This window comes from Streptomyces coeruleofuscus, from assembly GCF_039532725.1.
Lineage (GTDB): Bacteria > Actinomycetota > Actinomycetes > Streptomycetales > Streptomycetaceae > Streptomyces > Streptomyces coeruleofuscus.
The window spans coordinates 682,561-696,301 of sequence record NZ_BAAASE010000005.1 but is presented as its reverse complement, the minus strand read 5'-3'; the positions used below and the strand labels follow the sequence as shown (position 1 = coordinate 696,301).

The following is a 13,741-nucleotide window of genomic DNA, read 5'->3' as shown; positions in this document are numbered from 1 at the left end:
GACCTGCCCGAATCGCACCCCCCGAGAGCGAACAGAAAAGCGACCAGGACAGCGATCCTCCGCATCACCGCTCCCCCCTGCGGTTCCCCCGACGCGTTTCATGCTACTGAAGGAAAAAGCTATTCAGCCGCGTTGTGGAGAAAGAGCAGAGCGAGAACGGGCGAGTGCCCCGGGGCGGGGGAAAAGTCAGTTCCCGCGTGCGTGCAGGGAGCTCAAATAGGCGTTGTACGCCTCGAGTTCCTTGTCCCCGTTCCGGTCGGCGGCCCGGTCCTCGCGCCTGGCCTGCCGCTGGTCCGAGGCGTACCACTGGAACAGCAGCGCGACCAGCACCAGCACGGACGGGATCTCGCTGAACGCCCAGGCGATGCCGCCCGCCGCGTTCTGGTCGGACAGCGCCTCGATGCCGAGCGAGGCGGGGGGGTTCTTGAACGTCTCGACCATCGGCTCGGACGCCATCATCAGCGCGATCCCGAAGAACGCGTGGAACGGCATGCCCGCGAACAGCTCCAGCATCCGCATCAGATAGCCCGGCCGGTGCGGGCCCGGGTCCACGCCCATGATCGGCCAGAAGAACACCAGGCCGACGGCGAGGAAGTGCACCATCATCGCGATGTGGCCCGGCTTGGAGCCCATCAAGAAGTCGAACAGCGGTGTGAAGTACAGCCCGTACAGGCTGGCGATGAACAGCGGGATCGTGAACGCCGGGTGGGTGACGATCCGCATGTAGTGGCTGTGCAGGAACATCAGCAGCAGCTCACGGGGCCCCTTGCGGCCCCGCCCCGCGGTCGGCAGTGCGCGCAGCGCCAGCGTGATCGGCGCGCCGAGCAGAATCAGGATCGGAGAGACCATGCTGATCACCATGTGCTGCACCATGTGCACGCTAAACATGACCATGCCGTAGTCGTTCAGCTGGGTGCACATCACCAGCACGATGCTCAGCACGCCGATGACGAAGGCGACCGTCCGCCCCAGGGGCCACTTGTCCCCGCGCCGCATCAGCCGCACGACACCCCACCCGTACAGCGCCAGCCCGGCCAGGCAGGCGATGAGGAAGAACGGGTCGGCCGACCACTCCAGCCCTCGTCCCAGCGTGAACGGCGGCAGATCCATGGTCATGCCGTGCCCGCTGTGATCCATACCGCCGGCTCCTGTTTCGTGGGGGTGTGCAGCAATCTGTCCGCCCCAAGAGTAGAACCGCCCCCGGCCACACAGGTGACCGGGGGCGGTAAGACGCGCTCAGGGGCGCGGGGAACTCAGAGAACGCACTCCGCCTCGGCGTACCGATCCTCCGGCACGGTCTTCAGCGTCTCCACGGCCTCGGCCAACGGCACCATCACGATGTCGGTGCCCCGCAGCGCGGTCATCTGCCCGAACTCGCCGCGGTGCACGGCCTCCACCGCGTGCCACCCGAACCGCGTGGCCAGCACCCGGTCGTAGGCGGTCGGCGTGCCACCGCGCTGCACATGTCCGAGGATCACCGGCCTGGCCTCCTTGCCGAGCCGTCCCTCCAGCTCGACCGACAGCTGACGGGCGATCCCGGCGAACCGCTCGTGCCCGTAGATGTCCTTGCCGCCCTCGTCGAACTCCATGGTCCCGGCCCGGGGCTTGGCCCCCTCCGCCGCCACCACGATCGCGAAGCGCTTGCCCGCCTCGAACCGCTCGCCGACCCGACGGGTCAGTTCCTCTATGTCGAAGGGCCGCTCGGGTACGACGATGGCGTGCGCACCGGCCGCCATCCCGGAGTGCAGCGCGATCCAGCCGGTGTGCCGCCCCATGACCTCGACCACCAGAACCCGCTGGTGGGACTCGGCGGTGGTCTTCAGCCGGTCCAGGGCCTCGGTCGCCACCCCGACGGCCGTGTCGAAGCCGAACGTGACGTCCGTGACCGCGATGTCGTTGTCGATCGTCTTCGGCACACCCACGACGGGCAGACCGCTGTCCGACATCAGCCGCGCGGCCTTGAGCGTGCCCTCGCCGCCGATCGGGATGATCGCGTCGAGGCCGAGCTCCTCGACATGGCCCTTGGCCCGCTCCACACCGTCCCGCAGATGGGAGGGCTGGACCCGGGAGGACCCCAGAATCGTGCCGCCGCGGGCGAGGATTCCACCCACCGCGTCGAGGTCGAGCTTGAGGTAGTCGCACTCCAGAAGGCCCTTCCAGCCGTCCCGGAAGCCGATGACCTCGTCGCCGTGGTCGACGACGGCGCGGTGCACGACGGACCGGATGACGGCGTTCAGGCCGGGGCAGTCGCCGCCGGACGTGAGGACACCAATGCGCATAGCCCGAAAACCTTCTCAACGTGGGCCGGGACCGGACCACGTTGTCCGGCTCGAATCCCCGCCACCCTAGCGGCATCGAGGGGCCGGACCGAAGCACGCGTCCGCCTGCTGGACGACCCCGCTCACCTGTGCGGATGTGCCGTCAGACGGGCTGTTGACCAGCAGGTTGACGCGTGCTCCGCACACGCTGCTGGTCAGGCAGGCTGCTGCGCGGCGGCGATGCGCTCGTTGCGCAGTGCCTCGTACCAGCGGTCGTCGGTCGGCGGCAGCGCGTTGACGTCGAGGGCCAGCTTCAGCAGCAGGTCCGCGATCAGCGGGTTGCGCGCGAGCACCGGGCCGTGCATGTACGTGCCGAAGACGGTGTCGTTGAACGCGCCCTCCGTGCCGTCGCCCGTGCCGTTGCCGTTGCCGAAGCGCACCCGGGCGAGCGGGCGGGCGGTGGGGCCGAGGTGGGTGACGCCCTGGTGGTTCTCGAAGCCGGTCAGCGGGGGCAGACCGAGGCGCGGGTCGATGTCGCCCAGCACGTCACCGACGCACCGCGCGCCCTCGCCGCGCACGGACACCACGTCCAGCAGGCCGAGGCCGGGCTCGCGCTGACCGAGGTCGTTGATGAACTCGTGGCCGAGGATCTGGTAGCCGGCGCACACGGAGAACACGATGGCGCCGTTCTCCACGGCCCGGGTCAGCCCGCCGTCCCGGCGCAGCCGCTCGGCCGCGAGCCGCTGCGGCCGGTCCTCGCCGCCGCCGATCAGGTAGATGTCGCCGGAGGTCGGGATCGCCTGGTCGCTGCGCACGTCCAGCCGCGCCACGTCCAGGCCGCGCTGCCGGGCCCGGCGCTCCACGACGAGGACGTTGCCCTGGTCGCCGTAGGTGCTGAGCAGGTCGGGATAGATCCAGACGACCCGCAGTTGGTTGTCGCTCACAAAAGTCCCCTGACGTCTCGTGCTCAGTTGCCGACCCGGCGGCGTAGGTCCTGGAACGCCGTGTAGTTGGCGATGACCTCGATCCGGCCCGGCGGGCACGCGGCCACGGCCTGGTCGAGGTTCTCGTACACCTGGAAGTGCTGGTCGGCGACTTCCAGACGCACCGCGAGGTCCAGCCGCCGGTCGCCGACGACGCAGATCGGGTGGCCGGTCAGGCGCGTGTAGTCGACGTCCCACAGCCAGGAGGTGTCGGTGCCGTCGGCGGAGCGCGCGTTCACGGACAGGATGACCGGGGCGGGCGGCGGATCGATCAGGGAGAACGTCTCCAGCCAGCCGGCTGGGTTCTTCGCCAGCAGGAGTCTGAGGTCACGGCCCTGGAACTGGACGACGTCGTACCGCCCGGCGACCGCCTGCACCTGGTACATGCGCTCCAGCGCGACCTGCGGCGGCACGCCGAACACGGCGGCGACGGCGGCCGAGGAGGCGGCGTTGGCCTTGTTGGCGCGGCCGGGCAGCTGGAGGTGGATCGGCCACGCGGAGCCGTGCGGGTCCAGCACGTGGTCGCCGGAGAGCGCCCAGCTCGGCGTCGGACGGCGGAAGCCGCACTCACCGCAGTACCAGTCGTCGCCCGGGCGCTGCATCACGCCACCGCACGACGGGCAGGACCAGGCGTCGTCCTTCCACATCTGCCCGGCGGCGACCCAGATCACGTTGGGGGAGGAGGACGCCGCCCACACCACCAGCGGGTCGTCGCAGTTGGCCACGACCACGGCCTTGGATCCGGCGAGGCCCTCCCGCCAGTTCTCGGCGAGCATGCGGGTCTCGGCGGCGCGGTCGAGCTGGTCGCGGGAGAGGTTGAGCAGCGCGATGCACTTCGGCGCGGTGTCCCGGGCGACGCCGGCGAGGTACTTCTCGTCGACCTCGATGACGCCGTACCGGGCGTCCGAGCTGCCCGCGAGTGCCGAGGTGATGCCGGCCGGCATGTTGGCGCCGAGCGCGTTGGAGACGACCGGGCCCGCCGCGCGCAGGGCCTCGGCGATGAGCCGGGTGGTCGTGGTCTTGCCGTTCGTCGCCGAGACCAGGATCACGTCCAGGTTCTGCGCGAGCCGGGCGAGGAGGTCGGGGTCGAGCTTGAGTGCCACCCGGCCGCCGATCACCGAACCGCTGCCGCGCCCCGCGGCGCGGGATGCCGCCGCGACCGCCTTGCCCGCGGTCACGGCCAGCTTGGCCCGCGGCGAGAGCGGGTCCGAGTTGCCTGCCATCAGTTCTCGATCCTCCTTGCGTACGCGCCGCGCCTTGAAGCCTGACGGCCACGTGGTGTGGACCTCAGCCTATCGAGATCCATTAGCACTCCCGAACCGAGGCACTGTGGTGAACTCGTGTGGGACGCGCGGAATGACAGGGACCTTACTCTTGCCGCCATGCGAAACAGCCCCATCCCCGGCGCCCACGGCCACGTGAGACCCCTCACCCTGCACGGAGACCCGCTCCTGCACACACCCTGCGCGGAGGTCACCGAGTTCGGCCCCGAACTGGCCCGCCTCGTGGAGGACTTGTTCGCAACCATGTACGCCGCCCAGGGCGTCGGCCTCGCCGCCAACCAGATCGGCGAGCCGCTGCGGGTCTTCGTCTACGACTGCCCCGACGACGAGGACGTCCGGCACCTCGGCCACATGGTCAACCCGCGCCTGGTCGAGGCGGACGGAGTGGTGATCCGGGGCCCGGAGGGCTGCCTGTCCCTACCGGGCCTGGAAGCGGCCACGGAACGTTACGACCACGCGGTGGTCGAGGGCTTCACGATGACCGGAGAGCCGGTCACGGTGCACGGCACGGGCTTCTTCGCCCGCTGCCTCCAGCACGAGTACGACCACTTGCAGGGCCGCATCTACGCGGACCACCTCAAGGGCTGGCGCCACCGCAGGCTGATGCGCCAGGTGTCCAAGGCTTCATGGCGCGAGTGAGGTGTCCGACCTCAGGGGCGCGGGGCTGTTCCGATATGCGGCTCCGCCGCGTGGGCGCGAACGGCCCCCGCCGGCCCGCAGCCGAAGGGCGACGGTCAGAATCCCGGCCCACCCATTTTGTCCCCGGCAGCCGCAAGACGCCCCCACAACAGATCAGCCAGACTCCGCACCAGCTCCGCACGGGAACAGGGCCGTTCCCCCAGCCACCAGTCCCCGGCGGCATGCATCATGCCGACGATCCCGTGCCCCCACACCCGCGCCAGCTGCTGCCCGCCCGGCCCGAGATCCAGCCGCTCCTCGATGACCTGGGCGAGTTCCTCCCCCATCCGCCGCAGCAACGGCGCACTGTGCTTGCCGACATCGAACCCCTGATCCCCCGGCTGGCCCCCCTCCGCCGGATGCATCAGGAACCGGTACACCTGGGGCCGCGCCTCGATCGCGGCGAGGTACGTGTCCAGCGTCGCCTCGACCCGCTCCCGTCTCTCCGCCGGCGCGTCCAGCGCCGCGCGCAGCGAGTCCAGCAGCGCGTCGGTGTGTCGTTTGGCAAGGGCCGCGTAAAGTCCGCCCTTGTCACCGAAGTGCCGGTACAGAATCGGCTTGGTGATTCCCGCTTCCGCGGCGATCGCGTTCATCGAGGCCTGCGGACCGTCGCGGAGCACCACTCGGTCGGCGGCTTCCAGCAGCTCACGCCGTCGGCGGTCGGCGGACCGTTGCTGGTCGGTCCGCTGCGTGGTGTCCATGTGCTCTCCCCACCCGTGCTGTTTCGATGACGCCTGCGCAAACTAACACTCAAAGATGCCCCGGACACCGATCGGGTGCCGACCGGTCGGTAGGAGTTGACTTCGACTACCCACGGGTAACAGACTGCTGTTACCGCAAGTAACATGCATGTGTGCCGCTGGAGGGGACGAGATGGCCGAGTTCACCATGGAGCTCAACGACGAACAGAAGGAGGTCCGGGACTGGTTGCACGGCTTCGCGGCCGATGTGATCCGTCCCGCGGCCGCCGAATGGGACGAGCGTGAGGAGACTCCCTGGCCGGTCATCCAGGAGGCCGCCAAGGTCGGCATCTACTCCCTGGACTTCTACGCCCAGCAGTACTTCGACCCCACCGGCCTCGGCATACCCATGGCCATGGAGGAGCTGTTCTGGGGCGACGCGGGCATCGCCCTGTCCATCGTCGGCACCGGCCTCGCCGCCGTCGGCGTCCTCGCCAACGGCACCGAGGAGCAGATCGGCACCTGGATCCCCCAGATGTACGGCGACGCGAGCGATGTCAAGGTCGCCGCCTTCTGCTCCTCCGAGCCCGACGCCGGCTCCGACGTGGCGTCCATGCGCACCCGGGCGGTGTACGACGAGGCCAAGGACGAGTGGGTGATCAACGGCACCAAGACCTGGGCGACCAACGGCGGTATCGCCAACGTCCATGTCGTGGTCGCGGTGGTCGACGCGGAGCTCGGCTCCAAGGGTCACGCCTCCTTCATCATCCCGCCGGGCACCGAGGGCCTGTCCCAGGGTCAGAAGTTCAAGAAGCACGGCATCCGCGCCTCGCACACCGCCGAGGTCGTCCTGGACAACGTCCGCGTCCCCGGCTCCTGCCTGCTCGGCGGCAAGGAGAAGCTGGACGAGCGGCTCGCCCGGGCGCGGGAGAAGGTCAAGCAGGGCGGGGAGCGCGTGAAGAACGCGGCGATGGCCACGTTCGAGGCGTCCCGCCCGGCGGTCGGCGCCATGGCGGTCGGCACCGCCCGGGCCGCGTACGAGGTCGCCCTCGAGTACGCCAAGACCCGGGAGCAGTTCGGGCGGCCGATCATCGACAACCAGGGCGTGGCGTTCCAGCTCGCGGACATGCGCACGTCCATCGACGCGGCCCGTCTTCTGGTCTGGCGCGCCTCCTGGATGGCCGTCAACGGCAAGCCGTTCACGGCGGCCGAGGGTTCGATGTCCAAGCTGTTCGCGAGCGAGACGGCCAAGAAGGTGACGGCCCAGGCGGTCCAGATCCTGGGCGGCAACGGCTACACGCGGGAGTACCCGGTGGAGCGGATGCACCGGGACGCGGCGATCTACACGATCTTCGAAGGCACCAGCGAGATACAGCGCCTGGTGATCGCGCGGACGCTGTCGGGCATGACGATCCGGTAACCGGCGGTCCCTCTCGCGCGCACAGGGCTCCCTCCTGATCGTGGAGGGGGTCCTGACGTGCTGTCGGGCGGACGCGATATCACCCCCCGAGGTTGCCCACGCGCCCGAAATTTTTTTGGTTAACCGTGCAACCATGCGGTTTCTTCGCGGGTCCTTCACTTACGTGTCACAGAACCCTGGGGGGACCATGAGCAACTACAGCCGCATCAGACTCACCGCCGCAGCGGCGGCCGTGATCGGTGCGCTCTCCATCACCGCGTGCGGCACCGGCGACACGGTCGTCGACAAGCCCAAGGCCAAGGCCTCGGCCAAGGCCGACAGCGGGCAGAAGGCCGCGAAGAAGCCCGCCGCGAAGGCGAGCGCCGCACCGGAGGTCGCCGAGGCCGGCGACACTCTCGCCCTGAAGGGCATGGAGGCCGGCAGCAAGCTGGACGTCACCGTCGTGAAGGTCGTCGACAACGCCAAGTCCAGCGACGAGTTCACGGCTCCCGAGTCGGGCAACCGGTGGATCGCCGTGCAGTTCCGGCTCGTCAACACCGGGAGCAAGGCCTACTCGGACAGTCCGCAGAACGGCGCCCAGGTGGCCGACGACCAGGGGCAGCAGTTCCAGTCCACCTTCGCCGACGTCACGGCCGGACCCTCCATGTCCTCCGACGTCAGCCTGAAGCCCGGCGCGAAGGCGCTCGGCTGGGTCGTCTTCGAGGTGCCGAAGGCGTCGAAGATGGCAACGGTCCAGTTCGCGATGGACTCCGGCTTCGCCGAGGAGACGGGGGAGTGGAAGCTGAGCTGACCCGCGGCGGAGTCCGGCCCGGCCCTGGTGGCCGGGCCGGACTCACCGATGGTCGGTCACGTCGGTGCCGGGAGTGAGCAGTTCGGCGTCGCCGAGCGCCCGATGCAGGGGCGCCGATCTCGCGCCGGACTGCTCCGTACCCGGGGTGCCGTGCCAGGCTCGTTCCGACACCCCCACCACGGAGGACGCGATGACGCACCCGGCCCGGGACCTGCTGAAGACCACCACCGGGAACCTGGCTCCGGACCCACGGTCCAACCCCTTGGTCCCTCGGATCGCCGACGGCACGGCACCCCGCTCCACCCTCGCCGCGCTCGCGCAGGAACAGTCCTGGGTCATCCCGGCGGACCGCCGCGCGTTCCTGCACCTGGCGGAACGCTCCGCGACGACCGACCCGGAGGCGGCGGCCTACTTCACGACCCTCGCCGAGGGCGAGGCGCTGGCGGGTGAACGGCTGGACGCTTTCGTGAGGGCGTGCGGCGCGGAGGAGGCGGAGGCGGCTTCGTACGAGCCCCTCCCGGGCTGCCAGTCCTACCCCGCGTACGTCGCCTGGCTGGCCCTCAACGCCTCACCGGCGGACGTCGTCCTGGCCCTGACCGCCAACTTCTCCGTGTGGGGCGGCTATTGCGCGACGATCGCCGAGGCCCTGCGGGACCACTACGGCTTCACGGACGAGGCGTGCGGCTTCTTCGACTTCTTCGCGGAGCCGTCCCCGGAGCTGGACGAGATGGCGACGGCGGCGGTGCAGGCGGCTCTGAACGCCGGGCGCCTCGACGAGACACGAGCTCACGAATACGGCCGCCTACTGCAGGCTTACGAGGCGAGCTTCTGGTCGACGCTGGGGCAGCTGACTTAGGAGCGCGGGGCCGTGCTTGATGTGCGGCTCCGCCGCGTGGGCGCGACCAGCCGCCACCCACCCGCAGACGTCCGGCTCACGTCGCACCCCCACTGCTGTGCGCGATACAAGCCACATCAATACGGTCGGCCAACTTCGCCAGCTCGATCGTCAACGCAGCGACCGTGTCCTCGTCGAGCCCCGACTCCCCGGCCTCGACAAGCCGCACCCATCGACCCCCCACCGTCCGCAACAGCTTGCTGACATCGGCCGCAGCCACCTGCAAGGTCCCGCGGTCGTCGACGATCAGGGGCAGAGTCACTTCGCGGTTCACAGACGGGATCGTAGCCCCGCAACACTCACGCACCGTGCCAAACGGTCGTGATGTTGCAGAACTCCCGGATTCCATGCCCGGACAGCTCACGCCCGTACCCGGACCGCTTCACTCCGCCGAACGGGAACGCCGGATGGGAGGCCGTCATCCCGTTGACGTACACACTGCCCGCCTCCAGGTCCCGGACGAACCGGTCCACCTCGCCTTCGTCCCGTGTCCACACGTTCGAACTCAGTCCGAACGGCGAGTCGTTCGCGATCAGCACGGCCTCGTCCAGGTCGGCCGCCCGGTACAGCGTGGCGACCGGTCCGAACGCCTCCTCCCGGTGGATGCGCATCTCCCGGGTGATGCCGGCGAGGATGGTCGGCGCGTAGTACCAGCCGGGGCCGTCGGGCCGTTCGCCACCGCACAGCACCTCGGCACCGCCGCGCACCGCGTCGTCGACCAGCTCCTCCAGATCACGCAGCCCCTGCTCGCTGGAGAGCGGCCCGACCTCCGTGTCGTCGGACATGGGGTCGCCGACCTTCAGCGCCCTCATGCCCTCGGCGAACCGCTCCGCGAAGGCGTCGTAGACGTCCGTGTGCACGATGAACCTCTTCGCGGCGATGCAGGACTGCCCGGTGTTCTGCACCCGCGCGGTCACCGCGACCTGCGCGGCCCGGTCGATGTCGGCGGAGGGCATGACGACGAAGGGGTCGCTGCCGCCCAGCTCCAGCACCGTCTTCTTGATCATCTCCCCGGCGGTGGAGGCGACCGCGCGGCCCGCGGGCTCGCTGCCGGTGAGGGTGGCCGCCTTGACCCGCTCGTCGCGCAGGATGTCGTCGACCGCGGCGGAGCCGATCAGCAAGGTCTGGAAGCAGCCCTCCGTGAAGCCCGCACGGTGGAACAGGTCCTCCAGGTACAGGGCGGTCTGCGGGACGTTCGAGGCGTGCTTGAGCAGGCCCACGTTCCCCGCCATCAGCGCGGGCGCGGCGAAGCGGACCACCTGCCACAGCGGGAAGTTCCACGGCATGACCGCCAGCACCGGCCCGAGCGGCCGGTAGCGCACCCGCACGCGCGAGGCGCCGGAGTCCTTCACGTCGGTGTCGGAGGGCTCCTCGTCGGCGAGCAGTTCCTCGGCGTGGTCGGCGTACCAGCGCATCGCCTTGGCGCACTTCGCCGCCTCGGCCCGGGCCTGCTGGATCGGCTTGCCCATCTCGGTGGTCAGCACGCGGGCGATGTCCTGCTGGTCCTCTTCGAGTAGATCGGCGGCCTTCCTCAGCAGCCGGGCGCGCTCGTCGAACGTCGTCGTCCGGTACGTGCGGAACGTGGCCTCCGCGAGCTGGAGCCGGCGCTCGATCTCCTCCTCGCCCATGGCCTCGTACGTCTTGAGCGTCTCGCCGTTCGCCGGGTTCACCGTTGCGATGGGCATGGCTGACCTCCCTCGGTGCGGGCTGTAGTCCGACCTTCCCGCGTGGCGGAGGGGACCGCAACGCGGGAGCGTCTCCTCAGGGCGAGTGCTCCACCAAGCGGTCGAGAAACGCCGCCTGCGCCTTGACGATCACCGCTCGGGCCCGGTCGAGCCCGAACCACGCCACCCGGTCCAGCTCGGGGAACTCCTGGAGCTGCCCCGACCTCGGCGGCCACTCCATCCGGAAGGTGCCGGGCGCGATCGTCGCCGGGTCGAGGTCCGCCTCGATCGCCCAGGCCGTGACGATCTTGCCGTTGGTCTGCCGGACCTCGCCCAGAGCGAGGGCCTCGCCGTCCGGCGGGGGCAGCCCCAGTTCCTCCTCGAACTCGCGCCGGGCGGCAGCCCAGGCGGACTCGTCGGGCTCGTACTCGCCCTTGGGGATGCTCCACGCGCCGGCGTCGCGCCGGGCGAAGAACGGGCCGCCCATGTGGCCGAGCAGCACTTCGAGGCCGTCGTCGGTGTGGTGGAAGAGCAGCAGGCCGGCACTGCGCTTCACGGGCCCACCTCCGGGTGCGCGGCCAGCAGCGTCTCCACCGTGTCGGCGTCCTCGGGGCGCTTGTCCTCCCGGTAGCGGACCACGCGGGCGAAGCGCAGGGTGACGCCGGCCGGGTAGCGGGTGGATCGCTGGAGGCCGTCGTAGGCGATCTCGACGACGAGTTCCGGGCGTACGGTCACGACGTGGCCGTTGTCGTCGAGGGCGAGCTGCCGGAGCCGTTCGGTCTGCCAAGTCAGCATCGCGTCGGTCATGCCCTTGAAGGTCTTGCCGAGCATGGCGAGGCCGCCGTCGGCGGTGCGGGCGCCCAGGTGGAGGTTGGAGAGCTTGCCGGTGCGGCGGCCGTGGCCCCACTCGGCGGCCAGGACGACCAGGTCGAGGGTGTGGACGGGTTTGACCTTGAGCCAGGACGCGCCGCGCCGGCCCGCGCTGTAAGGGGCGTCCAGCGCCTTGGCCACGACTCCCTCGTGGCCGCGCTTCAGCGTCTCGGCGAGGAACTCCTCCGCCGTGCGCAGGTCGTCCGGGCCGGACACCGTCGTGCGGCGCACCCGCATCGGCTCGGGGACCAGCCGGGCCAGCTCGGCGTGCCGCTCGGCGAACGGCAGGTCGAGCAGGTCGTGGCCGTCGACGGACAGCGCGTCGAAGAAGACGGGGGAGACCGGCACCGCGCGCGCCGCCGTCGCCACGTCCGTGCGCGAGCCGACGCGGCCGGCTGTCTCCTGGAACGAGCGGGGGCGGCCGCCCTCGTCGAAGGAGATCACCTCGCCGTCGAGGATGAACCGCTCGCCCCGCAACTCCAGCGCGGCGGCCGTCACTTCGGGCAGGCGGTCGGTGATGTCGTCGAGGGTGCGGGTGTAGAGCCGTACCGTGTCGCCGTCCCGGTGCACCTGGACGCGGATGCCGTCCAGCTTCTCCTCGACCGCGCAGGCGCCGAGCTTGTCCACCGCCTCGGCGACCGAGGAGGCACTGTGCGCCAGCATCGGCCAGACCGGGCGGCCGACGGTGAGGCGGAAGCGGTCCAGGGCGGCGGGGCCGTCCGCGAGCAGCGCCTCGGCGACCGTCTGGAGGGAGCCGGCGAGCATCACGGCCCGCCGTACGTCCGCCGGGGGCGCCCCGGTCGCCTGGGCCAGTCCCTCGACCGCGACCGCGTCCAGCGCGCCCTGCCGCACCTCTCCGGTGAGCAGCCCGATCAGGAACCGCTGCTCGTCCTCGGTGGCCGCGCCCATCAACTCCCCGACCAGCCGGGCCCGTTCCGCCTGGGAGCCCGGCCCGGACACCTTGGCCAGCTCGGACAGCCGGGCGTCCACGTCCCGCACGGTCAGGCCCGGCTCGGCGGCGGGAACGACCGGGCGGCTCAGTACCTTCCAGCCGACGCCGATCCGGCCCTGCGGCAGCCTGCCCGCGAGGTACGGGATGACGATCGGCACGTCGTCCGCCTCCGCGTCCCGGAACAGCTCGGCGAGCAGGGCCGTCTTCCGGGACCGCGCCGAGGTGGCGGCGACCTCCTGGGACACTCGGGCCAGCCGGTGCAACAGCATGCAGCCATGGTGCACCGGAGGGGCCGCCTCTACACCCGGGCGGCCCCTTTACTCCGGGACAGCCGCGTCGAGATCGGTCATCAGCAGATCCCCGACGATCGCGGCCGCCGCCCGGTACCCCCCGCTCGCCGCGTGCACGACCTGCTCGGCGAAGCCGATCGCGTTGCCCGCGGCCCACACGCCCGGGACGGTCGTCAGCCCGGTCGGGTCGACCACCGGGTACGCGCCGAAGGGCGTCTCGTGCAGCTCGGCGCCGAGCCGCTCCAGCAGGCCGGTCTGCGGGACGGGGCGCGGGCCGACGAACAGCACGGAGCGGGCGTGTGTCGTACGGTCGGCGAGCCGGACACCGGTGAGCCGGTCGTCCTCGACCACCAGCTCCGCGACCTCGCCGGGCACCACGTCCACCCCGGCCGCGGCCAGCCGGCGCAGGTCCTGGTCGGACAGCTCCTCCTCGGCGACCGTGTGCAGGAAGAACCGCACGTCCTTCGACCACTGGGACACGATCAGCGCCTGGTGCACGCTCGCCGGGCTGGACGCCAGCACCCCGAAGGGCTGGTCGCGCACCTCCCAGCCGTGGCAGAACGGGCAGTGCAGCACGTCCCGGCCGAACCGCTCGGCGACCCCGGGAACCGCCGGCAGCTCGTCCTTCAGCCCGGTCGCGATCACCAGCCGCCGGGCCCGCACGGTCCGCCCGCCGGCCAGCACCACGGCGAAGTCCTCGCCCTTCTCCACCCGCACCACCCGGTCCCGCACGAGCTCCACGCCGTAGCGCGCGATCTCCTCCCGGCCGGCGGCGAGGAACTCGGCGGGTGGCATCCCGTCGCGCGACAGATAGCCCTGCATGTGCGCGGCGGGCGCGTTGCGCGGCTCGCCCGCGTCGACGACCAGCGTGCGGTGCCGCGCCCGGCCCAGCACCAGAGCCGCGGACAGGCCCGCCGTACCACCGCCGACGACTACGACTGCGTACCTCTCGGTCATGGTGACCACCTCCACTGCCGA

At 70.8% G+C, this 13,741-nt stretch carries 14 protein-coding genes; 4 read left to right on the top strand and 10 right to left on the bottom strand.

All coding sequences use genetic code 11. The annotated features are described in order from the left end of the window. Positions 1 to 186: 186 nt before the first annotated feature. From ABFX81_RS22530 to ABFX81_RS22515, 4 genes are all read right to left on the bottom strand, one after another. Positions 187 to 1,137, bottom strand: coding sequence for a cytochrome c oxidase assembly protein (locus ABFX81_RS22530; RefSeq protein ID WP_086840440.1), 951 nt, complete (start codon positions 1,135 to 1,137; stop codon positions 187 to 189). Positions 1,138 to 1,253: 116 nt separating this feature from the next. Beyond that, positions 1,254 to 2,279, bottom strand: a complete 1,026-nt coding sequence (locus ABFX81_RS22525; RefSeq protein ID WP_086840442.1) for an ATP-dependent 6-phosphofructokinase — start codon at positions 2,277 to 2,279, stop codon at positions 1,254 to 1,256. Between the two features lie 194 nt (positions 2,280 to 2,473). After that, positions 2,474 to 3,202, bottom strand: a complete 729-nt coding sequence (locus tag ABFX81_RS22520) for a glutamine amidotransferase (RefSeq protein WP_086840444.1) — start codon at positions 3,200 to 3,202, stop codon at positions 2,474 to 2,476. 23 nt (positions 3,203 to 3,225) lie between these two features. After that, positions 3,226 to 4,464, bottom strand: a complete 1,239-nt coding sequence (locus ABFX81_RS22515) for a MurT ligase domain-containing protein (protein ID WP_086558789.1) — start codon at positions 4,462 to 4,464, stop codon at positions 3,226 to 3,228. 159 nt (positions 4,465 to 4,623) lie between these two features. Between ABFX81_RS22515 and def the strand changes: the two genes are divergently transcribed. Beyond that, complete coding sequence (gene def, locus ABFX81_RS22510) at positions 4,624 to 5,163, top strand: peptide deformylase (protein WP_086840446.1); 540 nt, start codon at positions 4,624 to 4,626, stop codon at positions 5,161 to 5,163. Between the two features lie 95 nt (positions 5,164 to 5,258). On the opposite strand, the gene ABFX81_RS22505 is transcribed toward def, so the two are convergent. Next, positions 5,259 to 5,903, bottom strand: a complete 645-nt coding sequence (locus ABFX81_RS22505) for a TetR/AcrR family transcriptional regulator (RefSeq protein ID WP_086840448.1) — start codon at positions 5,901 to 5,903, stop codon at positions 5,259 to 5,261. A 172-nt stretch (positions 5,904 to 6,075) separates the two neighbouring features. Between ABFX81_RS22505 and ABFX81_RS22500 the strand changes: the two genes are divergently transcribed. From ABFX81_RS22500 to ABFX81_RS22490, 3 genes are all read left to right on the top strand, one after another. Beyond that, positions 6,076 to 7,302, top strand: a complete 1,227-nt coding sequence (locus tag ABFX81_RS22500) for an acyl-CoA dehydrogenase family protein (RefSeq protein WP_086840450.1) — start codon at positions 6,076 to 6,078, stop codon at positions 7,300 to 7,302. A 187-nt stretch (positions 7,303 to 7,489) separates the two neighbouring features. Then, positions 7,490 to 8,092: a DUF4352 domain-containing protein gene (locus ABFX81_RS22495; RefSeq protein ID WP_086840452.1), complete on the top strand. Its 603-nt coding sequence runs from the start codon at positions 7,490 to 7,492 to the stop codon at positions 8,090 to 8,092. Between the two features lie 190 nt (positions 8,093 to 8,282). Next, entirely contained in the window at positions 8,283 to 8,948 is a 666-nt protein-coding gene (locus tag ABFX81_RS22490) for a thiaminase II/PqqC family protein (RefSeq protein WP_086840455.1), read from the top strand. 76 nt (positions 8,949 to 9,024) lie between these two features. On the opposite strand, the gene ABFX81_RS22485 is transcribed toward ABFX81_RS22490, so the two are convergent. The 5 genes from ABFX81_RS22485 to ABFX81_RS22465 all read right to left on the bottom strand — a co-directional run bounded on the left by ABFX81_RS22485 (position 9,025) and on the right by ABFX81_RS22465 (position 13,720). Next, complete coding sequence (locus tag ABFX81_RS22485) at positions 9,025 to 9,261, bottom strand: DUF6213 family protein (RefSeq protein WP_059417701.1); 237 nt, start codon at positions 9,259 to 9,261, stop codon at positions 9,025 to 9,027. A gap of 25 nt (positions 9,262 to 9,286) precedes the next feature. Next, positions 9,287 to 10,672, bottom strand: a complete 1,386-nt coding sequence (locus ABFX81_RS22480; protein ID WP_086840457.1) for an NADP-dependent succinic semialdehyde dehydrogenase — start codon at positions 10,670 to 10,672, stop codon at positions 9,287 to 9,289. A gap of 76 nt (positions 10,673 to 10,748) precedes the next feature. Further along, on the bottom strand, positions 10,749 to 11,207 hold the full coding sequence (locus ABFX81_RS22475; RefSeq protein ID WP_086840459.1) for an NUDIX hydrolase: 459 nt from the start codon (positions 11,205 to 11,207) through the stop codon (positions 10,749 to 10,751). Then, positions 11,204 to 12,742 carry an ATP-dependent DNA ligase gene (locus ABFX81_RS22470; RefSeq protein ID WP_086840461.1) on the bottom strand — a complete coding sequence of 513 codons (1,539 nt, stop codon included), beginning with the start codon at positions 12,740 to 12,742 and terminating at the stop codon, positions 11,204 to 11,206. The genes ABFX81_RS22475 and ABFX81_RS22470 overlap by 4 nt, the downstream gene beginning before the upstream one ends. 48 nt (positions 12,743 to 12,790) lie before the next feature. Further along, positions 12,791 to 13,720 (bottom strand): FAD-dependent oxidoreductase, encoded by a 930-nt coding sequence (locus tag ABFX81_RS22465; protein ID WP_086840471.1) that lies wholly within the window; start codon positions 13,718 to 13,720, stop codon positions 12,791 to 12,793. Between the last annotated feature and the right edge of the window lie 21 nt (positions 13,721 to 13,741).